General features: G+C 64.8%; 16 protein-coding genes and 1 pseudogene. 11 read left to right on the top strand and 6 right to left on the bottom strand.

From position 1 onward, the window contains the following. The first annotated feature begins 162 nt into the window (after window positions 1-162). Window positions 163-666, top strand: a complete 504-nt coding sequence (locus ACFO3J_RS24630) for a hypothetical protein (RefSeq protein WP_386433191.1) — start codon at window positions 163-165, stop codon at window positions 664-666. Here the strand turns inward: ACFO3J_RS24630 and ACFO3J_RS24625 are convergent. After that, window positions 623-1,414, bottom strand: a complete 792-nt coding sequence (locus ACFO3J_RS24625; protein ID WP_386433188.1) for an IS5 family transposase — start codon at window positions 1,412-1,414, stop codon at window positions 623-625. The genes ACFO3J_RS24630 and ACFO3J_RS24625 overlap by 44 nt on opposite strands. A gap of 509 nt (window positions 1,415-1,923) precedes the next feature. Between ACFO3J_RS24625 and ACFO3J_RS24620 the strand changes: the two genes are divergently transcribed. Both ACFO3J_RS24620 and ACFO3J_RS24615 read left to right on the top strand, forming a co-directional pair. Next, complete coding sequence (locus tag ACFO3J_RS24620; protein ID WP_386433185.1) at window positions 1,924-2,589, top strand: DUF402 domain-containing protein; 666 nt, start codon at window positions 1,924-1,926, stop codon at window positions 2,587-2,589. A 183-nt stretch (window positions 2,590-2,772) separates the two neighbouring features. Then, window positions 2,773-3,287 (top strand): annotated as a pseudogene (locus ACFO3J_RS24615) (DinB family protein). 160 nt (window positions 3,288-3,447) lie between these two features. Here the strand turns inward: ACFO3J_RS24615 and ACFO3J_RS24610 are convergent. Beyond that, a complete protein-coding gene (locus tag ACFO3J_RS24610) occupies window positions 3,448-4,215 on the bottom strand; it encodes a hypothetical protein (RefSeq protein WP_386433182.1) in 768 nt (255 codons plus the stop codon). 772 nt (window positions 4,216-4,987) lie between these two features. On the opposite strand from ACFO3J_RS24610, the gene dpdE reads away from it, so the two are divergent. From dpdE to dpdD, 8 genes are read left to right on the top strand one after another with little or no spacing between them, the layout of a single operon-like run. Further along, on the top strand, window positions 4,988-8,317 hold the full coding sequence (dpdE, locus tag ACFO3J_RS24605; RefSeq protein ID WP_386433179.1) for a protein DpdE: 3,330 nt from the start codon (window positions 4,988-4,990) through the stop codon (window positions 8,315-8,317). Further along, window positions 8,310-10,904 carry a protein DpdF gene (dpdF, locus tag ACFO3J_RS24600; protein WP_386433176.1) on the top strand — a complete coding sequence of 865 codons (2,595 nt, stop codon included), beginning with the start codon at window positions 8,310-8,312 and terminating at the stop codon, window positions 10,902-10,904. The genes dpdE and dpdF overlap by 8 nt, the downstream gene beginning before the upstream one ends. Continuing rightward, window positions 10,904-11,806, top strand: a complete 903-nt coding sequence (gene dpdG, locus ACFO3J_RS24595) for a protein DpdG (RefSeq protein ID WP_386433173.1) — start codon at window positions 10,904-10,906, stop codon at window positions 11,804-11,806. The genes dpdF and dpdG overlap by 1 nt, the downstream gene beginning before the upstream one ends. Further along, window positions 11,799-14,843 carry a protein DpdH gene (gene dpdH / locus ACFO3J_RS24590; RefSeq protein ID WP_386433170.1) on the top strand — a complete coding sequence of 1,015 codons (3,045 nt, stop codon included), beginning with the start codon at window positions 11,799-11,801 and terminating at the stop codon, window positions 14,841-14,843. Before dpdG ends, dpdH begins: the two co-directional genes overlap by 8 nt. An 11-nt stretch (window positions 14,844-14,854) precedes the next feature. Next, window positions 14,855-15,526 (top strand): hypothetical protein, encoded by a 672-nt coding sequence (locus ACFO3J_RS24585; protein WP_386433167.1) that lies wholly within the window; start codon window positions 14,855-14,857, stop codon window positions 15,524-15,526. Then, window positions 15,523-20,049: a protein DpdJ gene (gene dpdJ, locus ACFO3J_RS24580; RefSeq protein WP_386433164.1), complete on the top strand. Its 4,527-nt coding sequence runs from the start codon at window positions 15,523-15,525 to the stop codon at window positions 20,047-20,049. Before ACFO3J_RS24585 ends, dpdJ begins: the two co-directional genes overlap by 4 nt. Before the next feature lie 5 nt (window positions 20,050-20,054). Continuing rightward, window positions 20,055-20,567, top strand: coding sequence for a phospholipase D-like domain-containing protein DpdK (gene dpdK / locus ACFO3J_RS24575; RefSeq protein ID WP_386433161.1), 513 nt, complete (start codon window positions 20,055-20,057; stop codon window positions 20,565-20,567). After that, on the top strand, window positions 20,564-22,582 hold the full coding sequence (gene dpdD / locus ACFO3J_RS24570) for a protein DpdD (protein ID WP_386433158.1): 2,019 nt from the start codon (window positions 20,564-20,566) through the stop codon (window positions 22,580-22,582). Before dpdK ends, dpdD begins: the two co-directional genes overlap by 4 nt. Before the next feature lie 64 nt (window positions 22,583-22,646). Here the strand turns inward: dpdD and dbpB (ACFO3J_RS24565) are convergent, their stop codons facing one another. From dbpB (ACFO3J_RS24565) to ACFO3J_RS24550, 4 genes are read right to left on the bottom strand one after another with little or no spacing between them, the layout of a single operon-like run. Continuing rightward, window positions 22,647-23,759, bottom strand: coding sequence for a DGQHR domain-containing protein DpdB (gene dbpB, locus ACFO3J_RS24565; protein WP_386433155.1), 1,113 nt, complete (start codon window positions 23,757-23,759; stop codon window positions 22,647-22,649). A gap of 48 nt (window positions 23,760-23,807) precedes the next feature. After that, on the bottom strand, window positions 23,808-25,028 hold the full coding sequence (dpdA, locus tag ACFO3J_RS24560; protein WP_386433197.1) for a tRNA-guanine transglycosylase DpdA: 1,221 nt from the start codon (window positions 25,026-25,028) through the stop codon (window positions 23,808-23,810). A 2-nt stretch (window positions 25,029-25,030) separates the two neighbouring features. Then, entirely contained in the window at window positions 25,031-26,173 is a 1,143-nt protein-coding gene (gene dbpB / locus ACFO3J_RS24555; RefSeq protein WP_386433152.1) for a DGQHR domain-containing protein DpdB, read from the bottom strand. Next, window positions 26,170-26,601 carry a hypothetical protein gene (locus tag ACFO3J_RS24550; protein ID WP_386433149.1) on the bottom strand — a complete coding sequence of 144 codons (432 nt, stop codon included), beginning with the start codon at window positions 26,599-26,601 and terminating at the stop codon, window positions 26,170-26,172. Before ACFO3J_RS24550 ends, dbpB (ACFO3J_RS24555) begins: the two co-directional genes overlap by 4 nt. Window positions 26,602-26,864: the final 263 nt, after the last annotated feature.

The raw sequence follows: 26,864 nt of genomic DNA, 5'->3' as shown, positions 1-26,864 counted from the left end.
AACCGCAGATCAGCACGTCGGGTGACGTGCGAGGTTAAACGCCAAGCTTAGTCGCTGTTGTCGTTCCGAATTTGAGGGCGGCGTTTTCACTGGTCAGGCATGGGTTGGGTAGTTCGGTGGGAGGGCTGGCCTGTCGGATTGTCGCTCGCTGGGGAGGCCGGGATGCCGTCGGTTGTCGGACTGCTGGAACAGCACGAGGTTGCTGCTCGTCGTCGGGTCGACGGGCTGCGGGAGGAGGCCGATCGGATCCACGCCGAGCTGGCCGAGGCCGAGCAGGAATGGCAGGAGTGGTCGGTCGCCCGCAGGCGAGTCGACGCGGTGCTGGCTTCCGGCGGCGATGACCAGGCGGAAGCCTCCCAAAGCTCGCGGGATGCGGTGCAATCGAGGCCACAGGTGCCTGTGTGGCGCGAAGGGCTTGCCCGGTCGGTCCTGTCGGTGGACTACCAGCGGATCGTGCAGGCACTCGCCGACCGGTCCCGGCTTCATCAAGGGCCCTTGACCTGCCAGGAGATGGCCGCGGTGTTCGGGATGGATGTGGTGCCGGCGCGGGTGGAGGCTCTGCGAGCGAAGGCGAAACGCCTGGTCGCGCGGGGATGGCTGACCGAGCCCTCACCGGGCCAGTTCACGCTGGCGAAGGGTGTTGCCGTGCCAGTCGGCGCGTCATGAGCAGGGTCATCGACCAGTAGACGATCGCCTCGGCGCTGTTGGTGCGGCGTTCGTAGTCGCGTGCCAGCCGACGGGTGCGCATTAGCCAGGCGTTGGTGCGCTCAACGATCCACCGCTTGGGCAGGACCACGAAGCCCTTCTGGTCGTCGCTGCGTTTGACGATCTGCAGGACCAGCGCGAGTGCGGCCAGGCAGTGCTTGACGAGGCTGCCGGTGTATCCGCCGTCGGCCCAGACCAGGACCAGACGGTGATGCGCCTCGGTCACCCGCTGGAGCAGGACCTTCGCGGCGGTGCGGTCTCCGACGTCCGCAGCGGTGACCATCACGCCCAGCAGCAGGCCGAGACTGTCGACGACGATGTGCCGTTTCCGGCCATTGATCAGCTTCCCGCCGTCGAAGCCGCGGCTGTCGGAGCCGACGACCGCGTCGGCCGTGACCGACTGTGAGTCGATCACGGCGGCCGTCGGCTCGATGTCCCGCCCGGCACGAGTGCGGACCCGGTCGCGCAGCCGGCCATGGAATTCCCCGATCAGGCCGCGGTCGCGCCAGCGGCGGAAGAACGCGTAGACACGGTCCCACGGCGGGAAATCGGCTGGCATCGCGCGCCACTTGATCCCGTTGTCGACCAGATACCGCACCGCATCCAATATGGCCCGGTGGCAATACGCCTCCGGCTGTCCGCCGCGACCCCGCATCCAGCCCGGCACCGGCAGCAACGGCCGGACCACTTTCCACTCCGCGTCCGTCATGTCCGACGGATACCGAGGCCGGCGTGCGCCGTTGTCGGCGGCGTTCCCGAACCGGTGTGCCAGGCAGTCACACCCCGGAGTGAACGAACTGGACTGCCCGCCCATCGACACGGAACACTCCAACACCGGGGCCTCCTGACGTTGTTCGTTGATTCGACACCATCGAACTGTTCAGAAGGCCCCACTCTTATGCACCGACCATGCCGCCACCACCCAAACGGGAACCCCGGTTCGAAGCCCACTCCCCAAGGCCGGAACGGCAACAGCGACTTACAGCTGCCAGGGGTTGCGGATGCCCTGCCGTCCGGAGGACTTCAGGGGAGGGAAGTGCGGGTTGTGGGACTGGCAGGTGGCGTCTTCCTTCATCCGGGGCGGGCATGGGAGGCGGTGTGCATCCCATGGTGCGGAGAATCCACGGTTAGGCGAACCGGGGATGCCGTGCTACAGAGCGCCCGGTCCGTCAGGATGGGATTCCTGTTGGAGGCCGGCGCAGGAGGGGGTGGGTTGTGATGGGGTTCGCATCAGGGACGACGGTCGTGCGGCGGGACGTGTTTCGCGACCGGGTCTGGAGCGCGCAGGCGCTGCGGGTGGTGCAGGACACCGATGAGGCCCTGGTCGCTGCCTGCCGGCCGGGCGCCGAGGCGACGGCCCCCACCACGTGGATCGCCTCACGGCTCACCGGTGACGAGACACTGCGCAAACGTGCCCTGTCCGACCTCGCCGGCGGTGAATGGCAACTCGGCCCCTACGCCTGGCGGAGCACTGTGCTGCTGCTGTGGAATCCGCCGGCGGCGCACTTCAGCGTCAACGCCTTCTATGACCCCGCCGACGGACATCGGCTCGACCGGTGGTACGTCAACTTCCAGCGCCCGCTGAACCGTACGCCGATCGGCTTCGACACCTTCGATCTGCTGCTCGACCTGGTGGTCGCCCCGGACCTGTCACGGTGGCAGTGGAAGGACACCGACGAGTACGCCCAGGGCCGCCGGCTGGGCGTGGTGAGCGATGCCGACCACCGGGCGGTCGAGGCGGCGCGGGCGCAGGCGCTGGCCATGATCGAGGAGGCGGCTGGGCCCTTTCCCGCTGACGCGCCGTGGAGGGCCTGGCGCTCGGATCCGGTCTGGCCCACCCCCGTGCTGCCGGCCGACGCTCTGACAGCCGTATGGGGTTACTGAGATTTGATGCGTGATGTCGCTGGGTCGACGCCTTGAACTGCGAAGACGAGGGCCCGCCCCGCGGCATCACGCGAAGATCACCAGTAACACCCTGATGTCCCCCACCGTGACCAAAAATCGTAAATCGCGGAAGAGCCCGTAGCCCAGGTGTCCCTCTCGACCGCCCTGGTAGCGTGCGCCGACATGTCATCGGAACTGGAACGCCCCCCGCGCCAAGCGGACGAACGCACCGCGCTCATCGGCTGGCTGGACCTGCAGCGGCAGATCCTGCGCTGGAAATGCGAAGGGCTGAGCGACGAGGACGCGCGCCGCCCGGTCATCCCGACATCACCGGCCATGACGATGGCCGGTCTCATCTCCCACATGCGCTGGACCGAGCACATATGGCTGGAAGTGCTGTTCCTCGGCGGCGACAAGAAGCAGAACCCCGCATTCGACGAGTCAAGCAAGAACGCCGACTGGCACACCGACGACCGCCCCCTCGCAGAGCTCCTCGCGGAGTACGAGGCCCAGAGCGCCCGCAGCAACGAGATCGTTGCTGCGGCTGACCTGGACGACGCCGGCCGCCACCCCGATTTCCGCGACGGCAGCGCCAACCTCCCTGGATGCTGATCCACCTCGTCGAGGAGACGGGGCGGCACGCGGGGCACGCGGACATCGTCCGGGAGCTACTCGACGGCACGAAGGGCTACTACTAGCGCAGCTCCGCGAAGCGGGCCGTTGCCTCAGGAGCAAGGCCAACACCCCTCACGACCAATGCGGGAGAGCCCGTTACTGCTGATCTTCGCATGATGCCGCGCGGCGAACCCTCGTCTTCGCAGTTCAGGGCGCCGACCCAGCGACATCACGCATCAAATCTCAGTAGAGGGCCCGCGAGGGATCGGCGTCAGGGATTGAGGAACGCTGGTGCTCGCGGTACCGCTCGCCGCGACTCTCTGTCCTCTCCAGTTCCGTCCGCAGGCAGTCCTCGGCCTTTTGCGCGGACAGGTCCAGGATGAGCACGTCGTCGTGCAGGTACTCGAAGCCGAGCCGGCCGAACATCTCCGCCAGCCGGGCGAACCCCGCCCGGTGGTCGGCCTCGGTCGGGACGCTGCCCTCGACCGGCCAGGGCTCAACAGCGACGACCGCGCAGCCGCCGGACAGACGTCGGATCGCCGAGCCGATGACGGCCGGCCCGAGCCCGAAGCCGCGCCAGGCTGAATCGAAGACGGCTTCGGAGACCACGAGCAGATCTCCGGTCGCGTCCTCTGCCATGGCTTCGAGGTCCGGGGACCAAAGGCTGTTGGAGTCATCGCGGCCCAAGACATGCTCGGCGAGGGAGGCGAGCCGGGCGCTGTGCTCATCCATCAGCAGCCACGGACTCCTGGCGCTGAACATCGGCACGCGGATGAAGACCATCTCGGCAACCGACAGGTCCACCTCCACGTCGTTCTGGGCTTGCTCGCCTGCGGTGGGGCGGAGGATGTCCATGGCTTCGGCCCGTTCCTCGCCGCTGATGTCGGCGTTTACGAACCAGGTTTCCAGGGCGTCGATGGGGTCGGCTGGGGCCAGGCTGTGTTCGTTGCGGTAGGTCAGGCGGATCAACGTCGGGTCTTCAGACGGCAGCTGGGGCTGCAAGGTGGTCACGCGCGGCACCGTATCTCGGGGCCCCGGTGCTACGTCAGCAGACAGCAGAGGAGGTTGACGACGTTATCTGGTTGGCCTGATCCGCCAGACCGTTCGCCCCTGGCGAGGTAGCCGTTCCCCTTCGCCGTCATCTGGGAGACAGCGGGCGAGGCATTTTTCGCCAGGGCAGACACGTCGTCTCGGAGGCGACCAGGGGGACGTAGTCGGCGGTCTTCGCCTGGGAGGACTGGCAGGCCGAGTAGGCGTCTTTCAGTCCGCCCAGCGCTGAGGGATGTCAGTGATGGTGCCGTTCGGGGTGTCCACGTCCCCTGTACGGAGTCTGCGTCTCCCTGTGCCGTGTCGGCATCCCCACATGCCTCTGCGCTTCCGCGCAGCTCCTTCTTCGCCTGCGCCGCGTCGGTCTGCGTCTGGGCCAAGTCGTCCTGGGCAGAGGCGGTGTCGTTCCTGAAGGAGGAGTAGTCCGCGCCGGTCCCCAGGGCGCTTTGCAGCGCCCCATACCGCGATCTGGCGCGACAGTACAACTGGCTGTCCTTGCCTGAACGCGGCACCATCCTCGGCTACTTCACTGTCCACCCTGCCTGGAAGGATGCCTGCGTCCTCGCCGCGCCACCTGTTCTCGAGGACACTCCGATCGGCAGGCGCCCAGGCCCTGCTCCGCCCTACCATCTGGTTCACCGTCGGCGCCGATCCTCATCGAGAGGTTCGTATATTTGTGCGATTTACAGTTTCGACTTCCTGGCTCCGTTGTCAGTGGGGGCGTCTAGGCTGCTAGATGTTGGCGAACAGGCAGGTGGAGGCGGTAAGACGAATGGCCTCAGAGTTCCAGGTGGGGAACCTCGTACAGTTCACGGGGGCCCCTGGAGTCGGACGCGTGGGAGCCGTCGAGGGGAGTTCGCTTCGCATCGACTACTTCGAGTCCATCGTTGAGCAGGTTGTCGATTCTCGCGTGGTGTCGGCGAAGAGTTGCCGTCGGGCGCGGCTGGAGGCGGAAACGCGGGTCTATTGGTTTGACGCCAGTACCGGGGACTGGTTGACGGGACGCGTGCAAGCTGACCGGTTTCCGGAATACTTCGTTCATTTTCCCAATGAGAAGTGGGTTTGCCGGATCCAAGAGCGTGAGCTGCGGGTGCGTTGGGACCGCCCGGTGCGGGACCCACTGCAGGTACTGGCCACTGGGGGCAACGAGTCGGGATATTTCCGCGACGCACGGCAGCCTCTCTTGCGCGAGTTGGTGGCGCAGCGAGCGGCCAGCGCCAGCACCGCCGCGCTCCTGTCATCCGCTGTCGAGATCTACCCGCACCAGATCAGGGCGGCCATGACGGTACTGTCCGACCCCGTGCAGCGGTACCTTCTTGCCGACGAGGTCGGTCTCGGGAAGAGCATCGAGGCTGGGTATGTCATCCGTCAGACGCTCTTGGACAACCCTCATGCACGGGTCACCGTCCTTGCTCCCGGACCGTTGCGACGGCAGTGGGACAGGGAACTGAGGGATAGGTTCTTCATTGACGACTTCCCTGCGGCCCGTGTCGTGATCACCTCGCATGACACCCCGGAGAAGTGGAAGGCATACCACGGCAGCGATCTTGCTGTTGTGGATGAGGCTCATGCACTAGTCAAGGGCGGTGACGAGGCGGCCACGCCCTACCGCGAACTGGCCGCACTGGCGCACTCCGCACCAAGACTCCTGCTGCTTTCCGCTACGCCAGTTACTTCGCAGCACACGACCTACCTCGGCCTCCTGCACTTGCTCGACCCTGACCTGTACAGCTGGCACGATAGGGAGGCTTTCGAGCGCCGATACGAACTGCGCTCCGAACTGGCCGACTGTGCCTACTCCTTGGATGCCACGTTCACCTTTCTGCTGGGATCAACGCTAGATGACATCCGCCGACTCCTTCCAGAGGATCCGCGCTTCGAAGACCTCGCCGCGCGAGTCGTCGCGTGCCTCACGCAGGACGACGAGCTGCGGGAGGAAGTCGAGCCTGCCGAGCTGGCTGTGCGCGTGGAGGAGTTGCGCGGTCATATCAGTGAGACCTACCGTCTCCACCGCCGGGTCATTCGGCATCGGCGCGCCCAAGTACTGGTCGAGGCTGAGGATTCCCCCAGTGAGCCGTATGCGGTGCGCGGTCGTGCGCGTCCCGACGTTCTCGTAGGCCCGTCCCACGCCGACTCTACGCAAGAGGCCTTGCAGGATTGGCGTACCTGTGTGTGGAGCTACCTGCTCGACTCCGGCTTCGAGCAGCAGGCGGCAAACTACGGACTCACCCTTGGCGTGCTGGCCTCGCGGACCGGAGCGGCGGCTATGGATTTTGTAGATGCCCTGCGCTGGCGGCTCCGAAGTGACGCCGATGCGGCCGAGAGGGCTGGCCTGAGCGCCCTGGAGCGCGCTGCCCTTACTACTGCGCATGTCGTTGAGGCAGAACAAGAGGTCCTCGCCGACGTCGAGAGCCAGCTTGCGGCCACGGACAGTGACCTGCAGCTCAAGGGTGTGGTCCACACCTTGCTCCCGGTCTTCAAGCTGGGCGGCCGGATCGTGATCTTCTGTGGCCCAGGAGTCCTCGCGCACCAGTTGGTGCAGCGATTGCATACGCAGTTCCCGACAGAATCCGTCGCCGAACACACCCGCCAGGCTGGCGTCGAGGCATCCGAGCAGGCGGTAGTGGCGTGGCGCTCCTCCAACGGCCGAGCCTCCATCCTCGTGGTCGACGACACAGCAGAGGACGGCCTCAACCTCCAGGTTGCCGATGCTGCCATCCATTTGCGCATGCCCTGGTCACCGAATCAACTCGAGCAGCGGATCGGGCGAGTGGACCGCTACCGCGGGACCGAGTCCGTCAGGCAGTCCTCACCTGCCCGACAGTACGTCTTGGGACTCGGAGAGGAGCACGAGGCGCTCAGCACACAATGGCTTTCGCTGTTGTGTGACGGGTACGGGGTCTTTTCGACGTCGGTTTCGACGCTGCAGGACGCCATCGCCGAAAACCTGGCCACGGTGTGGTCCAGCGCCCTTCGCGAAGGGCCGGTCGGCCTTGCCGCCGCAATCGATGAGGTGCGGTCCGACCTGCTCGATGCCCGCAAGCAGATCGAGAAGATGGACATGCTGGACAGCATTTACGAAGGCGCCGAGGACGAGTTGGATGTCAGCGCCGCCCTTCGTGAGCTCGAAGGCGACTGGCCAAGCACGCGCACCGCGATTCTGGCCTATACGGGGCACGGAGCCGGAGGCATCAGCCTGCACCACGCCCGCCGCACCGTCGATGGATGTGCCCTGGACGTCTTCGACCTTGCCGCTTCAAGGCCCCATGTCGCACCGCGGCTCTACCTGTCGCAGAGTGCATCCATAGGCACGAGCCCCGTCCAGGGGGTCTTCAACCGATCCACTGCGCTTCGCTTTCCAGGAGCCCGCCTGTTCCGAATCGGCAACCCGTTCGTGGACATGCTCGCCTCCCTAGCTGCCATCGACGACCGCGGACAAGCGACCGCCTTCCAACGGATCGATACGGGGTACCAAGGCGATCCGGCCCCCTACTTCGGCTTTGACTTCCTTGTTGAGGCCGATATCACGCCTGCTGTGGCGGCAGCATCGCTTGATGACACCGCAGCCCTGGCGTTGCGTCGCCAGGCCGACCAGCTTCTGCCACCATTCTCACTCAAGGTCTGGGTACCGGCTGGCGCTCCCAAAGCCCTGACGAGTTCGGCCGCTTGCGCATGGCTGGACATGCCCTACGACAACCGCCGGGACCAGAACTACAACCCCCAGCAAATTCGTCACCTTGTACGAATATTCGGCGGCTGGCCGAGCTACAGGGGCTCTGCGCAGGCCGCCGTGCAGACAGCACGTGATGAACTCCACCGGGTCACCGACCTGAGCACGCACTGCGCAAGGGCCCAGGAACAGGCCGCTCGACGGCTGTCCGTGCAGAGAGCCCAGGCGCAAGCGCGTCGTGCTGCCGGCCGGCTGCTGGGGGACACCGAGAGCTACGTGCTCGACGTCGACCTGGCAGACCGCCTCGTCGAAGGGCTGGCACGGCCAACCGTACGACTCGCCGCTGCCACGTGCGTGGTACGCAGTCGGCCCGGAAAGAGGAGGGGCGATGCGTGACACGTGGAGCGGAGCTCAGGAACTCCTAGACGCTTGGCCCCAGGTGCCGCCGATGCCGACTGCGGGCGGAGCACTGCGACGGCTCCGGGACGCGCTCGCGGACCTGGCCGGGAGCGGCTCCGGATGGCGTGATCTGGCGGCTCTTACCCGCCAGATTCTTCTGGAAGCCCAGGCTGGTGGGAACACCGCCGGCCTGACTGCCCCCCTGGGCAGACTTCTGCCCACCCGGGCCCAGTGGGAGGAACTGCACTGCCAGGCACTACCCGCCGCGCAGGGCCTGCACCTGACGGCCCTGCCCTGGCATCCCGAAGCCCGGACCGGGGACGCCGCCCTGGCCGCCGAACACGACATGCGGCAGATCCATCGCGGAGAGAGCCTCGCGGACCAACTCCGCCTGGAGCCCTGCCAGGCCGACCCGTTTTGGACCCAGGCTCTGGGCGAGGGCTACTCGCACTACAAGTCGATCGGGCAGCGACAAGCGGCACGTGCGGTAGCACTGGCAGAACCGGGCAGCACGACCATCGTGTGCCTGCCGACCGGTCACGGCAAAACAGCACTCGTGCAGGCACCAGCGCTCCTGGTAAGCAAGCGCAAGGGTGTGACCGTGGTGGTAGTCCCGACCACGGTGCTGGCCCTGGACATGGAGCGCCGCACACAAGAACTGCTCCGCGGGCACGGAAGACAGAGCCCCACCGGTTGCTACGCCTACATCGGGGGCCTGGAGGAGAGCCTCAAGCACCGGATGAGGGAAGATATCCGGGCGGGCAGCCAACGCCTGATCTTCACCTCGCCGGAGGCACTGGTGTCGAGCCTGAAGGCGCCGCTGAACGACGCCGCCCAAGCTGGCCTTCTGCAGTACTTCGTCATTGACGAGGCCCACATCGTCGAACAGTGGGGCAACGGCTTTCGCACCGAGTTCCAGACGCTGGCCAGCCACCGCCGCACCTGGCTGACCAAGTCACCACCGGGCCGTGAGCCCGCCACGATCTGCATGAGCGCGACCCTTACCGAACAGCAGGTGGCCACGCTGGAGACGCTCTTCGCCAGCCCCCGCGCCGCCCGGATCGTCTGGGGCGCCCAACTCCGCCACGAACCGAGCTACTACATTGAAAGTTTCGTGGATGAGGCCGAACGCGAAGCCGCAATCCTCCTGGCAGTCGATCGCCTGCCACGGCCTATGGCGCTGTACGTGACACAGCCCAAAGACGCCAAGGCATGGGCTGCCCGACTCCGCAGGGCCGGCTATGGGCGGGTTACCCACGTCGCCGGCGACTCGACCCCCGACAGCCGGCGCCAGGCCGTAGAAGGATGGGGCGGCCGATCAGCCCTCGGCTCAGTCCCGACCCGGTACGACATCGTCGTCGGCACCTCTGCCTTCGGCCTCGGCGTTGACCTACCTGATGTCCGAACCGTTGTACACGCCTGCCTGCCAGACAGCGTGGACCGCTACTACCAGGAAGTCGGCCGAGGCGGCCGTGACGGACGTCCCTCTCTCGCCTACCTGGCGTCCACTCCACAAGACCAGCAGGTAGCAGACCGCATCAACCAGCAAGCCGTCATCGGCCAGGACAAGGCATGGGATCGATGGCAGGGGATGTGGGTCCTGCGCGACAAGACCTACGCACGCCCCGGTCACTCCCTCGTCGACCTGGACTCCGTTCCGGACAACGTCTCGGACACTTCAGAGACCAATCGCTCATGGAACATCCGGGTTCAGAACCTCATGATCAGGGCCGGCCTTATCACCCAGCACCTGCCGCAGCCTCCTAGCCAGCGAGAGGACGAGCCGTACAGCCTCTTCGAGGAGCGGCTCGACCGCTTCTACGAGCTCATCACCACCCATGCAGATGTCTCCTTCGCCGATGCTCAGGCCTACGACGAAGCGCATTTCCGGCTCCGGTTCGAAGGTGTGCGCCGCAAGCTGATCCGTGCGCAAAAGACTGCACTGGCCGACCTCCGTACCGCACTGAATGGGGAGCAGTGCATCGCCGAGGTCATCAGTAACTACTACCGCCTCCGGCAAGGGAATGCATCGCTGCGGACCGGCGTCAACTGCCGCGGCTGTCCCGCTTGCAGGTCAACAATCCTCCCAACCGACGCTGATTTATACCGCCTGGCAGGAGACGCGCACCCGGCGGTACCCTCGCGGTCGACCAAAGCGATGGACCCCCTGGCACGCCACCGGGGCACCTCCTCCTACCTTGGCCTGTGGTGGACCGCAGACAGTGAGCGACTCGGAAGGCTCCCCCGTCTCCTGGAACTCCTAGCTCGACGCGGCATGCCGGTGCTCGGGGGCCCAGGCGTCAGTGCGCAACTGGTCGATGCCCTCCAGAAGGAGGTCGCACCGCACCGCATTGTCTGGGACTACGACCTGGACCTGCTCCGCTTCTACGCTGACCCCATCATCTGGGTCCTTGACGACGAGCACACGCCGTTCGACGACGCACTCTTGTCACGGCTTGATTCGCCGGATATCACCTACCTGATCCATCCGAGCAATACGCGAGACCCGCACCGCCCCGACCTTCCCCTGACTACCCTTCACCTTGAGGAACTCTCAATTCGTGCCGCGTTGGAGGCGTTGTAGTGGCTCTCATTAACGTGGGATCACGTCCTGCTCCCATGTGGGCTGTTGTCCGTTTCCTGGCCTACTCCGGCAGTGCGGTGCCGCTGGAGCGGGCGCGAGCGCTCCTCAGCCCCCCGACGCTCGCAGGGGAGAGCCAGAGCCTCTCGGACATGTTCGACAAGGCCATCAAGACCCTCCAGGAACTGGAGTTGCTCAATATCACCGATGACGGCGCACTGATGCTGGCAGGCGCCGCTGCTGGGCTGGACGGCATCGATTCGAACGCCTTTGCTGCGGTGCTGCGAACCACCGCGCTGGCCCGCAAGCACAACAACGGACTGGCGGACACGGACGAGCAGACCGGTGCCCGCGACCTGACCCGGGCCCTTTCCTGGTTTCTGAGCCTTGACCCCATGGGCCCAGCCATCGACTGGGACCAGGCCCAGAATCTCCGACAAAACGCGCTCAAGCCCGAGGCCGGGCCGGCCATCGTCAACCAGGAGCGGTGGCAGCCGTTCGGGGACTGGTCTCAGGCGCTCGGACTTGCGGCGCGTCCCCTGCTCCAGACCCGCGGCGCCAGCCCGCTGACCCCCGACTGCACCATTGCGATCCGACAAGTGATGCAGGAATTGTGGAGACCCGGCCAACAGGTCAACGCGGTGGAGGCCGTCCGAACCCTGCGCCAGCACCTGCCGGTGCTTCCCGGAGGCGAGTACTCGCGATCTCTGATGATCAACGACCCCGGAGAGAGAGTCGCCGGAGCCGCACTGTCCTACGCACTGCTTCGTGGCCACGACGAGCAGTGGCTGCGCCTGGAACTAGACTCGGATGCCGCGAGGGTGCTGCAGGTCACTGATCCGGAGCAGCCATCAAGCCCGCGGTACGCAAGCGATATCACCATCCTGGAGCCTGCTCGTGCCTGACTTCCGTGGCACCCTCTGCTGGGATCCGGCCACCGTGGCCGACACCGTGGGGACGGAGGCCATCTCCCTGTCCGCCGCGGTATTCAAGGCGACTCACGCGCCGTTGCGGATCAAACGGGCACGGCTGTTGGACGAGCGCCAACTCGTCCTTGACGACACGCCGGTCGATGAACATGCCGTGCTTCACGACTTCCTTGGCCACGAGTCCAATACCGGTGCCCTCCTCCTGCCGATCGTCGGGGAGTCCGGTTCGGGAAAGTCGCATCTGGTCCGCTGGGTCCGCGAACACCTCGCTCTTGTCGATGACCGATCCGCCAGCCGCGAGGTCATCTACCTGGAGAAATCAAAGACAAGCCTCAAGGCAGTCATCAAGAGCCTCATCGCGCGAGCTGACAGCGACCGTCTGAACCAACTCAGTTCTGAGGTCGACAGGTTCACTGCCGATGTCGACGAGGCATCCCTCGCACGTCGCCTCGTCCACGCTCTGAGCGAGACCTTGGCTGCCGAGACCGGCACGGGGATCTCGGGTCCCGCCAGGCAACTGTTCGGCACCAGAGGCCTCGCGGCCCTCCTGGACGACCCGCATGTCAGCGCCTACATGCTGGGCTCCGACAAGTTCATCCCCCAACTGGCCAGCCACCTCTTGCGGGACCGTACGGCGGGAGAGGGCGAGCGCCCTCTCAAATTCACCGTCGACGACCTCCCCCTGGACATCACCGATGTCGGCAAGGCATCCGATATCGCAAAGAAGTGGGTGCAGCATCTGACCTCGAAGGCGGACCTCCAGGAAGTCGCGATCGGTCTGCTCAACCAGCACCTGGACTCGGCCGTCAACCGCAGTTTCAACCTGGGCATGGGGCGCCTGCTCGAGGCCATGACGCTTGTCCGCGAGGAGTACCACAAGCAGGGCAAAGAGATCATCCTCCTCATCGAGGAGTTCGCCCTGATCCAAGGCGTCCAACGAGATCTCCTGGATGCTCTGGTCGAAGCGGCCCACCGGGAGGGGACCACCATCCTGGCTCCCATCCGTACATTGATGGCAGTCACCACGGGGTACTTCCGGGACTCCTTCCCCGAGACCGTCCTCACCCGCATCCGGGCGACCATCGGCTACGCCTACGACCTCGATGTCCCTTTCGGCCCCGACGACGCCGGGGCCGAGCAGATGGCTGGCTTCGTAGGCCGCTACCTGAACGCGGCACGCATCGGACGCCAGGAACTGGAGCGAAGCGGTGACAGCGGTATCCCCAACGCCTGCGACAGGTGCCCCCTCCAGTCGCGCTGCCACGACTCCTTCGGCGCATCCGGCCAGGGCTTCGGCCTCTACCCTTTCAACAGGTCAGCTCTCCTCCGCACGGTCCACGCAACCGCACCCAAAAACGAGCCGTGGGCCTTCATCCCACGAACGGTTCTAGGCAGCGTCGTCCGCCCTGTACTGATCGAGCACGCCGGAGCGCTCCGACGCGGAGAGTTCCCGGACCCCTCGTTCAAGGCCCAGTTCCCGGCATCGGCCATCGACGAGCCCTTGGGGACCCAGGCGCTTGAAGCCATTGAACAAAGCGATCTAGTTGACGCCGACCGCCGTAAGATCGTTCTTGAGGTTTGGGCGGACGCAGCCGCACGAGGGCTGGAAATCGACCCAGTACTCCTGGAGGCGTTCGCGCTACCTCCCTTGCTTAAAGGGGTTCAGGTGCCGATGGCGCCCGAGCCTGCAGAGGTGCCCACGAACACTGCAAGCAAGCAGAAGATCGCACCGTCGGTGGCCACCCACCTGGCGAACGCCGAGAATTGGGTGACCCGCGGAGACGACCTCCAGCAGGATCCGGCCCGAATCGTCCGCAAAGCCGTCGCCACTGCGGTGGCACAGCGCTACCGGTGGAACACCCCACTCATGCGCCAGCAGACGAGCCCCAAGGACAACGGATGGCCCAACAACGCCACCGTCGTCAGCATCGAGGGCGCGGGCGTCGAGGGAATCACCGGCGCCGACACGGCCCCCATCCGCTTCAAGCGCAGCGCGACGAACAGCCGCTTCTTCCGAAGCCTCATCCGGGCAGAGAGCAACCTGAACGAAGTCCGAGGCGAGGACGTCCGCCGACTGGCCACCATTGCTGAGCGCCACTCCGAGGATTTCGCAACGCGGATCCAGAAGCACCTGGAGATCACTGACCAGGACCTAGTCCTTGGGATGCGGGCCTCACTCATCGGAGCGGCCCTGGCTGGCCGCGCCTGGCCCGGGATGAAGGATGAGCAACTACTTGCAGCCATAATCGATGACGGAACCGGGTGGCTGCCGTCCAGCAGCGCGGCAATGTCCGAGCGGTGGTCCGGCATGCTCTCGGAGCACCTCAGCCAGCGCACCACCCTCGTCGAGCGGATCAGAACTGGAATCGGCATCGCACAGGGGACGGGTGCTGTGCGGATGCTCGATGCTGCAAGGGCCCTGCCTCTCGTGGAGAAGGCTGCCAGCGACTGGTCGTGGCAACTGCCCCCCGGCACCGCGCTGCCCGCGTGGGTCAGACCGGCGGTGAAGCGCTTCGCCACCTGGTCCACGGTGATTGACGGACAACTCAGGATGCTTGAAGAACTCCTTGAGGAGATCCGGAAGAGGCAGCCGCGAGGAACCCCTGGAAAGCACACCCACGCAGCCATCCGGAGCGCCCTCACCACGGCACGCGAGGGCAACCTCTCCCTCACCACAGAGCGCGATCGAACCCTCCGCAGGCTACTCGACCGTGTCGACGACGCCGACTGGGCGGCGGTCACGGCCCTGGAAGATGACCTTGAACGAGCTCTCGGCGCGGGTCGGCCCCCGGCGTCGCGGGCTGCTGATCACATCCGCGCCGCAGTGAAGGACCGGGGGTCCTCGCTCACCGTCATCTGCGACCTCCTCACTGCGGCTGACGACTGGCTGGACGAGGCTTTGAAGGGCGCCCAGTTGCGCGCGAGCTCGTCGGCGGCCACAAATGCGGCAGCCGGGATGCAGGAACTGGCCGCTGACTGGCGCTCCTTGGGCGAAGGGACTGGGGGCCAATGACCCGGCCGTCCGTGTACGAGAAAGCCAAGCAACTCGAAGACCACGCGACGCGGATCGCCGATGGTGAGGAAGCCGCGAGACATGCCACACGCGTGTCGTCGCGCCTGCTCGAACTGCGTGGAGACCTCAACACCCTCAAGATCCACGTGGGGGTCGCGCGCGCTCTGCAGAAACAAGGGGCCGGAACCGGGATCGACCTTTCCGGTCTCGACGACGGAAGAGCCGTTTTCGAGCGGGGCCTTGGCCACAGCGGCCTTCCCACCAATCAGCTCTGCAACTCGGCCAGGAAGAAGATCCAGGCCGTGGCCGAACGCATCCGTGAGGCAAATCAAGTCGCTTGGTCCGCGTGGACGCGAGAACTCCTCGACGACCTGCCCGTCCCACGCATCGCCATGCTGGCGCCGGATCTCGAGCAGGGAGCCACTGGCCGTTTGGCCGAGCTCGAACGCCTCGCGAAAGGCAAGGTCGCCAAGGACGTCATGACCGCCTTCGCCACCACCCACGCCGGATTGGCTGAACTGCTCGCCGAGGAGGCGGATCCGCCCGAAGCCCTGGCGAGCCTGCTGCGCAGGCTGCGACAGCAACCAGGCCTAGCGCTGGCTGACGTGAGCGACAGCGAAATCGCGCTGCTGCGCGAGTACAGCATGGACAAGCACATCACACTGAAAAGGAAGGGCTTGTGACCCGGCGCATGCTCGAGAGTAAGTTCGCCAACGAGCTCCTCAATCGGCTGGAGGACCTCGAGCTTCCACTGCTCGCCTGGGGCATGACGGAAGGGGCACTCTCGCAAGACGACGTCCTCGACACCATCGAGGAGGTGCGCGGTGAAGATCTGCCAGGCACCCCGGTCGGCACATCCGCGCAGGAAATCCTCAGCGAACTCCGGAGCCTGGCCCTCATCTTCAGGGTTCCCTCTGCGGCGGACTCATCGCATCGCTACCGCACGAGGTTGGCGGAGACCCTTCGGCTGGCGGTTGGCCTACGTCAACTCTTCCCCCCCCGCCGGGGACAGGATTGGTCGGGAGACGCGCCTCCCCCCGGATGGTGGCGACAGTCCCCCAGACTGGTGGCGGATTACCGACTCCACGTCCGCCACCGCCGCTACCCCACCCGCAACATCGACGTTGCCGACGCACTGAAGGAGTTGCGGGCACTGCCCCACTGGGGCGAACTGCAGGAGCGGGTCGCAACAGCACAACTGCAAGGTTTCAAACTGGCCCGCTTCCAGATGGAGGCGACGCAGGCCATCTACACCTCCCTTGCGAGGCGCGCTTCCCGAGGTGTGATCGTCGGGGCCGGCACGGGCAGCGGCAAGACGCTCGCGTTCTACCTCCCCGCCTTCGCCGCCATAGCCGCCGGGATCCGCAGCGGAGCGCCCGGGCGAGTCCACACCCTGGCCCTCTATCCACGCAAGGAACTGCTGCGCGACCAGTTGAGAGAGGCCGTCCAGGTCGCGTCCCGGGTCGAAGACGTACTGCGTGAAGGGGGCAAGCGGCCGATCCGCATCGGCGCCCTGTACGGCGACACGCCATGGAACGCAAGCGACGACCGGCTCACCAAGTCCGCGGCGCCTCGTGCCTGGACTCGTATCGGCGACAGCGTCGTCTGCCCGTTCCTCCCATGCCCCAACCCTGAGTGCGCGAACGGAGACCTGCTGTGGTACGACCAGGACCGCAACGCCGGCAAGGAAAGGCTGAGCTGCAACCGGTGCCGCTACCAGGTGCAGGACGGGCGTCTGGCCCTGACCCGGGACTCACTGAAAAGGAATCCACCGGACCTGCTGTTCACCACCACTGAGATGCTCAACCAGTGCAGCTCGGACGGCTACCTCGAGCACCTGCTGGGCTGGAGAGGGGGTGCAGTCCCCTCCCTGGTCCTGCTGGACGAGGTCCACACCTACACAGGGGTGCACGGCGCCCAGGTAGCCCTCCTGCTGCGCCGGTGGCGCGAAGCGGCGAAAAAGCCGGTGACCTTCGTTGGCCTCAGCGCCACCCTGCGGGACGCCGATCGCTTCTTCGCCCAACTCGTCGGCCTGCGCCAGAGCGACGTTGAATCCGTCGCCCCCCTGGACGACGCTCAGTCCATGACGTCTGAGGGGCGCGAATACGCCATCGCACTGCGCGGTGACCCCGTGTCCGGAACCAGCCTGCTGTCCACATCCATCCAGGCTGCGATGCTTTTCGGCCGTACGCTCGACCCTGAAGGCGACTCATTCCTCTACGGGTCCACCGGCTTCCTGTTCACCGACGACCTTGACGTAACCAATCGCTTCTACAAGAACCTTCGCGATGCAGAAGGGGGCCAGAACCACCGTGGACAGCGGACCAACAGGCGCAGCCCCGGAGTGCTCGCCGGTCTTCGCTCCCGTGAACTGCCCGAACCACAAGCCCGCTACGAGGAAGCTCAGTCCTGGGACATCGTTGAGGAGATCGGACATGAACTCGACCCAACCCTGCGCATCCATCCGCTCCGCATCGGGCGTACCTCATCACAGGATGTAGGCGTCGATCACGCAGCCAACCTCACGGTCGCCACCGCATCCCTGGAAGTCGGCTTCAACGACCCCCGCGTCGGCCTCGTTCTGCAGCACAAGGCCCCCCGCAATGCGGCCTCGTTCATCCAACGCCGCGGCCGAGCAGGTCGCGAGCGCGGGACCCGCCCGCTGACGGTTGTCACCTTGTCCGACTACGGTCGCGATCGCCTGGCCTACCAGGGATACGAGACCCTGTTCGCACCCGAGGTCAGCGTCACCAATCTTCCCTTGCACAACCGCTACGTCTTGAAGATCCAGGGGGCGCAGGCGCTCCTGGACTGGGCGGGGCGCATGATGCGTACCAAGGGCATCTACCGAGGGGATCCGCGAAAACTGCTGACAGCCCCCAAGGGAGGTTCCGTGTCGGCCAACTACGTAACCGAACACGAAGCGCTCGCGGCCATCCTGGCGGAACTGCTCAGTGATCAACGCGCCCAGGACCACCTAGCCAAGCATCTGGTCAGGGCCCTACAGATCAGCCCGGATGAGGCCCAGGCGGTGATGTGGGAACAGCCGCGCTCAATCCTGTTGGCAGTGGCGCCCACCGCACTGCGTCGCCTGCGTAGCAACTGGAAGCCAGTAAGAACCGACCCCGGTGCGTCCGAGGGCGCCATGCTGCCCGAATACATCACCCGTGCCCTGTTCGAGCCGTTGAACCTTCCGGAAGTCAGTCTGGCACTGCCCTTCGAGCATGGGGGAGTCGAATCGATGCCGATCGGGCGCGCGCTCGCTGAAGCGGTACCTGGGCGCGTGAGCCGGCGGTTCGGCCACGCGCGCGACGAACACCGGACCTGGCTGCCCCTGCCCCCAGAGGGAAGCAACACGATCGACCTGAGGGACATGGTTGCAGATGGGCAGCCTCAGGGATCCTGGCAGCCACACGGCCAGAGCACCACAACATACGCAGTGGTCCGGCCCCAGAGGATCTCCCTCCTGGAGCCTCCCCGCGACATCGCGGACCAGTCCCAGGCGACGCCGGTATGGGGTACCCAGATCGTGATCCCCGATGATGTCCCTCTGGGGGACGGCCCTGTACCTAAGCCGTCGGCCTGGCAGCAACGGATCGATTCAGTCGGCTTCGCGACACATGCCGCGGGGAACCCGATTGAGGTCCGGCGCTTGACCACGGGCGCCAAGTGCGAGGTCCGTTACGAGCATGGCGGCAGCGAGAACCGGCGCGTGCAGTACGAGTTGAGGGGAGAGCCGGCCGCCCTTGGTTTTCGCCTCGGCGTGGACGCTGCCCGATTCCAACTCAAGCCGCTCAATTTCCGCGATCCGGAGGTGGGACGGTTTCTCGCCTCGCCGCAGTGGCGTGCCCTGGCCTTCACCCAGACGGTCGCCGAGGACCCGGACCTAGCCGGGATCTCCAATACCTTCCAGCGGGACCGGTTGGCCCAGATTTACCTCACTGCCTTCGCACTGGTCGGCTTCGAGACCGAGGGCACTGCAACTGAGGTACGAGCAACCCTCATGAACGGCGGCTGGAGCCAGGACCTCGCACAGGTCTTCCAGGTCCTCTACCGTGATGCCGACGTGTCGGAGCAGGCCGTGGACAACGACCGACTCGTTGCCGGTCTCAGCGCACTCGCCCACGATGACACCGTCATTGCGGCTGTTGATCGCGCCTCTGAGTTGCTGGTCGCTCCCGATATCACTTCCGCCACCGCGGCCCTGGCACAACGTGCCTACCGCGACACCGTGGCTGCCGCGATCCTGTCCGCGACCCAGCGAGCGTGCACGCACGCGCAGGACGGTGACCTGATCGTCGACACCCTCCCCGGCGATCACCCCGAGGCGCTATCCGAAGTGTGGCTCAGCGAGACCTCCGTCGGAGGCCTCGGCCTTGTGGAATATCTGGTCCGCTACTACTCCGAGGACCCCCGGCGCTTCTGGGAATTGGTCACCAGCAGCCTGGCCCCCAGCGAGTACGAGTACGTCGACGCCACCCTCACCAGACTCCTGCGCCATGTCACCGCACAACCCACAGGAACTGCTGCACAGGCAATGGAGGCACTGCGCAGCGGCGCATCGGCCGCAGATACCCTTGCGGCACTCGAGCAACTACGCCAGGAATGGACCCGATTGGACGGACCGCCCCGGCACGCGGCAGTGGCGGCACTGTCCACACGCCTGCTGAGGCCGGGGTCCGGACCCGCAACAGACATGGACGCCTTGGCCCTGGTGAATGCCTGGACCGACCTCGAGCGCCGCTTGGGCGTAGAAGTCGACGCCCGTGTTGTGGCCTACGCCGTGGGCTCCGGCCGCCTCAGCCTGCCCGGTGGTCGTGCGCTGAACGCTGACCAAGTCTCCAGCATGCTGTGGCCGCGGGGCCGCCAGGCACGCATCCAGGATTTGCAGCACTACCAGCCCTACGCGGCATCACCCGTGCTGGAACGGCTACTAGTGCAGGCCGCCCACGACGACCGACTGCCACGCATCGACGTCACCGATCCCACCTGGGTACAGAGGTACCAGGCTGAGTTGACGGTGAACTCGGCCGTCGAACTTGTCTGTCCCGGCGGGAATGAGGCGGCAATGGCGCAGGCCCTATCTTATGTCCCGGTTATCCGTGTTGATCGTGATGTCCTCGGCATTTATGGAGAGGTCCGCGGAATCCTTCGCCAGGAAAATCAAATTCGGGTACGCGTCGAGTTGCGGGAGGCCTCCCAGTGAAAGCCATGGAACGCAAGATCCGCACTGGCGAGCACACAGGAGTCAAGGTCGACTCCGTACTCGCCGCTGCCATGCTCGCGGCCCTCATCGCTCCCGACAACCATTTGTGGCTGGTGTCCCCGTGGATCACCGACGTGCAGGTGCTGGACAACAGTGACGGTGCCTACGACTCGCTCTTCGGTGGCACTCCACCGCAGAGCTACAGGCTTTCGGAGACCCTGAACCGTATTGCCGCTAACGGTACCCGGGTGCATGTCGTCACACGGGCAGTCCCTCATAATGACGATTTCCTTCGGCGGCTCCACAGGACTTCATCAGATATTGAGATCCATATCGACGAGGACCTCAACATCCATGAGAAAACACTCTGTGCGGGCGAGTGGATTATCGACGGTTCGATGAACTTCACCATCCGTGGGATGGCTAAGAACGACGAATCCGTTACATACAAAGTGGGAGGTGTGGCAGCCGCGCAGGCGCGTCTGGACCTCTCCGCGCGATGGGAGGGCGGCGCATGACGCAACTGGGAGAGCGGACGGCAGAACGGGTCGAGGCGTTTCTCGACGCATTCTTCGGACCCGGTAATGACGCCTGGCCCAATAGGAACCCCGCCTTTCGCCACAAGGACCGCAGCGAACGATTTGTCAAGAATCTGCAAGCTGGCGTCGATGCCCCCGTCGTGCTCCCGCGCTGGAATGAGGAAAACGGCGAGTACGCCGTCTACGTGATCACCCGCGACGCGGCGGACGCCGCCAAGACCGCTGAGCTGATCGAATCCTTCGCAGGGCCTACCTATGTCAAGTGTGATGAGTGGCGAGGGCTTCGCCCGGACCGGCTGGACCCGGACGATCCCGTGGAGAGCGCCATCCTCGGTTTCGCGGGGGAACGCGTCACCTTTCGCCTCAGGACGGGTAGGCACCAGAACTACCGGCAGCAGCTTTCCGACGCGCTGGGGCTGATGCAGACCACATTGGCGGCGAGGCCGCCCCGACTGTGGCGGGTCGTCAAACCTGTCGGCCGTCTCCTGGCTGAGTTCGATGCTGCTCTCGCAGCTGGCGGTGAGGCTGCCTCCCGCGACATCCTGGACCAGTTGATTGCTGTCGGCGGGATTACCGCGACAAACCTCGCCCATCTGGCCCTCAAGCGGCTGGACCGGCTCGGGCAGAGCCGCTCTGTCCTGGAATTTCCCGGGATCCACGACGTTGTACGCCAGGACCCCCCGTCCCCCGTCAAGGAAGCCATCCTCAACGCCGTCTACACCGTGGCGTTGGAAGACCCCCTGGCGGTGCGCGACCTGTCGGCTGCCAAGGAACGGCTGATCGAACATGGCCGGGCGGTCCCAGGCCTGATGCACGGCGATCCCCGGACATACGGTCCCCAGGCGATGACTGTGCTCCTCCTGGCGGCGGTGATCCGCGACGACCCCGCCACGGCCCAGCGCGTGATCACGGCGGCTGAGGAACTGGGACAGATGCCTCAGATCCCAGCCGTGGTCCTGAACGAGGCCAGAAGACTCACCGCAGAGTCTTCCTCCTCGGCTGAAGAGCAGGAGCCCGGCAACGTATGCGTACCGGCGACGGAGATCGGCTCATGGCCAGCGCTATTTTCTGCGCTCGCTCAGGGGTCCCCCGCAGCGAAGCAAGCCCTGGAAGACAGGACCTGGTCGCTGTGGCCCTCACCGGCAGAAAGCGACCAGGCCCTCGCTCAATTCCTCGACGGTGTAGGCAATGCGGCCGCCGGCGAGCTGTGGCGCGGGGTTGGCTCTTTCCTCGACGCGGTCGGCTACGACCAGCCAGCCGCCGAGTGCGCGCACGCTTTCATCCGAAATGCCGTGGCATTCGACCGCTACAGCCCTGGCGATCTGGCCGTCGTGCAAGCCCTGATGGAGATCGCGCTTCGAGCAGCGCCCGCTGCTGGCACCTACGCTGAGATCCTTGAGGATGTCGGTGCGGAGTGCAGCCGCTGGGTCGGTCCCGAACGTGCCTCGGCAGTCCTGGACTTCGTGGATCGCCTCTTCCTGGCCGCATGCCCCGACACGGCGGCACGCAGCCGCCTCGTCAGCGTGCTGCTGCATCCCCTGTGGGTCCACAGGTTGCGCCTTGGCGACGCCGACATTGCCTTCGCCCGCCGGCTTTCGCAAGAACTCGGTATCGGCTTCGACTGGGCCACCTCCACCGACACAAGGGAGGAAGCATCCTTCTCCACCGATGCCGAGATCCCTCAACTGACGGTGTTGCTGTACTCACTGGATGAGGCCGTGCTCGTGAGATGCCAGGAAGAGGTCAAGAAGCTCGCTCCGGCAGTGAAGGTCACCACAGCGTACGACCACGTCGCCACGCCCCAACTGCGGAATAAGGCCCGCCACGCCGACGTCGTCGTCCTGGCTACCCGCTGTGCGAAGCACGCAGCGACCGGCTTCATCACCGAGCACGCGAAGGCCGGAGCACAACTTGCCTACGCTGACGGAAGCGGGTCGGCATCGATGCTGCGCGCAACGATGCACGGCCTGCGCCAGGCTGCGGACACACTGTAGAACCGTGCATCGGTGGCCGCCCCCAACTACGCGGACGGCCACCAGTCGTGATCAACTAGACCCTTTATCCCTGAGTGAGCGGCTTCAGGAAGTTGCTGAGCAGACGCAGGTCAGTCGGGGTGTTCTGCAGACTGTTCCAGGGGCGCTCACCGTCAGTGAACTTCCACGTCCCAGAGGTCCATGCCACATGGTCGTGGAGACTCTCTAGAACTTCACGCACCCGGTCCCAGTCGACCTCCTCAACAGGGGTTTCCGCCGTGAGCCGGTCCATGACGAATCCCATCGCCTGCAGACCCACACCATGGGTGAGTCTCGACTCCTTGGGGGGCAGGCGCCACGCGTCCCGGAAGGTCTTCCAGACCAGGCACCAGTACGCCTGGAAGTGGGCGAGCATCCTCTCCACATCGCCAGAGCCATCAGAATTGCGGTACTGGTACAAGGCGCCTTCGTAGAGGCTGTGCTCGAGAACCTTCAGCAGGCTGTTGTCTTTGATGTAGCCAAGCGGGGCTGTCGGGCTGCTGACTCTACCGTAGAACGCGCCGTTGCCGTCGGTGTTCAAACGCGTCATCAGACGGGCGGGGAGTTGGCGCCGAGCGTAAGCGGGCGGCAGATGGCCGCTCGTGTCGGGAAGGAGCTCATTGACGAGGCCCTTGGGCAGCGGCTTGGTGGAGTTGACCAGGATGAACTGGGACCTCTGCTCCGCCTGGCCGTCTGCGATGAACCCCACAGCGGCAATAGGGAATGACGCCAGATCTGCGTCCCGGATGGCAGCGCTTCGCTGCTGCCCGTCGACCAGCCACGCTGGCTTCTGGTCTTCGGGCAGGGATTCGTCGACCTCGATTACGAGTTCACCGGGGACGGAGTACTGCTCCGCGGCACTGCTGCCCCGAGATCTGGTCTGCGCGGTGGGCTCAAATCTGACGCTCGTATCGAAGGCCAGGACGATGGCGTTTGGGAGAATCGCACTGTCCGACTCGAGGTAGCGGCGGATCGCACGGATATGACTGAGTGCCTCGGGGCGTTGGTACCCTTGCAGTTCCTCGTCGTCGTTCCTGTGGATCCGTGAGACGGCGGTGAATTCGTGCAGCCTTTTCCCGTCCACAGCGAAGCAAAAGATGCTCCTGGCACCTTGGCTGACCTGAAGCGCTGGAAGCCTCAAGGTGTATCGGTCGGCCACGTCGTCTCCTGATTGGTTAATAGTCGTCTGTGGTGGAGGGCTGTAAAGCTATGCGAGAGCGAGCATCCGCATTTTTGCTTCGAGAACCGTCATGTTGTGAAAGCCTCGCCGTTTGTTTCGCTCGGTTCCACGGAAGATAGCGATTTCGATGCGGTCGTCCCGGCATAGCTTGCACGGGCAGAATTGCCAGGGCCTGTCCTCGAGTGTGCGCCTGTATCGGGGGAGGTACTTCTCGATCTTCGAATCGTCGACAATGGTTTGATAGGCGCTTACTGCAGCCAAGGTGGGCTCCAGGTCCGCCTCTCCTTTATCGTATTGCCGGAGCTTACGTAGACACTCCCTTTCGGCCTTGATGGCATCCGATTGAGAGACCTTTCCAGCAAGGATCAGCCTCTTGAGTATCGGGTTTCCGTCGACCTGGGGAATTCTGATTGCCGTATAGGCGCCGTTTGGCGAGTGATAATTGTTGCGCTCGTCCATGAACGCCTGTCGGAATGCTGAGGTGCTGTCAAAGCTCCTGACTCCGTGCTTGAAGAACTCCTCCATTCTGTCGATGCGTGTGATGCCCAGCAGGTGGAGTTCGGTTCCTGCGGTGCGCACTTCGCTGATACGCTCCAGGCAACTCACGATCTCGTGCGATTTCAGGGGAACCATGCCGCCCAGGGCGATCTTCTCGTAGCCCATTTCCTGGAGTTGTTTCACACTGTCTGCGTAGCTATCGGGACTCCATCCCTGAGCTGCGCCGAGAGGTGTCATCTCCATACCCCGTGTCTTGACACCCGCAATGAATTCCTCGGCGAGCCCCAGTGAGATCTTGCGGCGCCGAGCCCACGCCTCATCAACGGTGGCTTCGGAAGCGTTCGGCCGGTATCCGAAGATCACATGGTCTATGCTCACGCCGGCATCGAATCCGCAGCCCTCGTAAAAGTCGAGGACTTCTTCCGTGGTGTAAGGGGGATACTCCTCATTCACGTAGTTGAAAGCCCCGCAGTCTCCCAGGCTGTGCATTTCCTTAGGCAACCTGAAGAATTCTCGGACGCCGAGCCGATAGAGTCTTTCGCGCTGAGACTCCTTATATTTTCCGGAACCTTTCACTGAACCGTCGACAATAGCCTTGCTGACCAGTATTCCGTCGTATGGTGCTGGGGTGACGGCTTGGTGGGCGTAGATATCGTCGCGCTGACGGACCCGGAAATCTGTGTATTCATCGCGCATGAAATTATAAGTAGGACTCACCTGGTCTTGGCTGTCCGGGAAATAAAATTTCATACTCATGACGCGCTCATCCTAGAATGCAAGTAGTTCCGGATCAAAAAGTTCGACAGGGTACTGATGTGGCGGGGGGTGTTCTGCAGCTCATTCCAAGAGATGTTGAGCTCGAGCCAGCGGCCTTCAGTCCAGTGGCAGTTCGGTTTGACGAGTGCCAATTCGGCCATGGCCTTGTCGTAGGCGTCCTTCGAGTTGATGTCGGCCACCGTCAAGACTCGATCCATGACCCGGTCCATGAGCCGGCCTATCGAGCGGATCCCGACACCGTGCATGAGGCGGCTTCTCGTAGGGGGCAGTCCCCAAGCCTCGGGAAAGGTGTCCCGCACGGCGGTCCAGTAGACAACCAGAATGTTGCGGATGGTCGTAGTGTCGATAGTCCCGTTGGAGAGGTTCTTGTAAGGGAATAGGACGCCAGAAGGCAGCAGAGACTCTTCGATTGCCGAGATGAGACTGTTGTCTTTGACGACGACGTCTGACTTCTTGTCAGGGGTGGTTGACGCTTGCTTGATGAGCCCCTTGAAGGGGGAGTCGCTGTCCTGGTTGAGTGCGTTGACCAGGATGGATGGGAGCTTGCGTGCCGACAGTTTCGTGGGAAGTTTGGTGTTCACTTCTGGGAGGAGTTCGGACACCAGGTTCGTCGGGAGGGGGGAAACGGTATTGACACGAAGAAACTGGTCGCGCTGGACCGCGAGGTCCTCGGCCACGAAACCAGCCACCGTGATCGGAAGCTTTGACTTCTTGGTGAGCGCGAGTGCGAGGCTGCGCTGCTGGCCGTCAACGATGAGGGCGGGGCGGGGCGCGTCGCGGGAGGCAGGGAGGGGAATCTCCAGCGTCCCGATGGTCGACAGTCCGTCCGTGCTGTTGGGGCCGCGGCTCCCCCTGAAGCGAACGGTGGAGGGAAGGGCGAGGATGAGGCCGTTTGGGAAGAGCACGTCCTCGCTGTCGAGGTACTCCAAGATCTGCTTGACGTGCTGCTTCTTTTCGGGGCGCTGGTATCCGAGGAGCCGACCTGCCTCGTCGCGGGAGATGCGGGCAACATCGGCTACAAGATCCACTTCGCCTGCCTCCAAGGCGAAGAGGTACAAGGGGATGCTGGGATGCTGTTCGATGCGCAGTGCGCGGCGCTTGATGACACTCTCGGTCACTGTTCCCCCGCTGTGCAGGAGGCGTACAGGCTGGCAAACCGGCTCTGCTCGCATGCTTGACCGCCGTCGCGCAGGGTCCGCAGCAGCCGGGTTCGAGAGATGCCCGGATGCGCGCTGCTTTTCCGTTTGATGAACGCGATGACGTCCTCGTCGGTCAGGGCCTGCCGGCTGTAACGCTCGGCGACGGTGACACCCGAGGCCCATCGCTGCCAGGAGTTGCGCGTACCAGGGGCGGTCAACCTGCCGTTATGACAGTGCTCCAGCCAGGAGGCGGCCATGCGAACGTTCAGGCTCGTCAGGGTGCCGCCGAGAGCACGCCGCAGTCCCGCATTCGAGGGGACCCTGTGGATACCGGGCATCTCGGATGCGCCGCCGATCAGAAGAGTCTCGCCGTCCATTCCTGCTAGTGCTCGCAGTTCGTTGTCCATCGCGCCGGCGTACACCTCGGAGAGTGCCAGCAGGACCGGTCCGCGTTGGCCGAGTTCCCCCAGAGTGACCCTGCTGATCCCCTCCTGTAGTTCGCTCCACCACATGGAGTTATCCGCTGCGCAGGTAGTGACGGAGTCTGTGTGACGCACGCTGAAGGTGGCCGCGTAGGGCGGGGCCGACGCCGAGAGCGGCCCCACCGGCTGCAGGCCGAGACCCGCGGAAGCCACCCACAACTGCGTCTCGAATCCCGACCGGGCCGCTG

This window comes from Streptomyces polygonati (genome assembly GCF_042650325.1).
GTDB lineage: Bacteria > Actinomycetota > Actinomycetes > Streptomycetales > Streptomycetaceae > Actinacidiphila > Actinacidiphila polygonati.
This window is presented reverse-complemented; position numbering and strand designations above follow the sequence as displayed.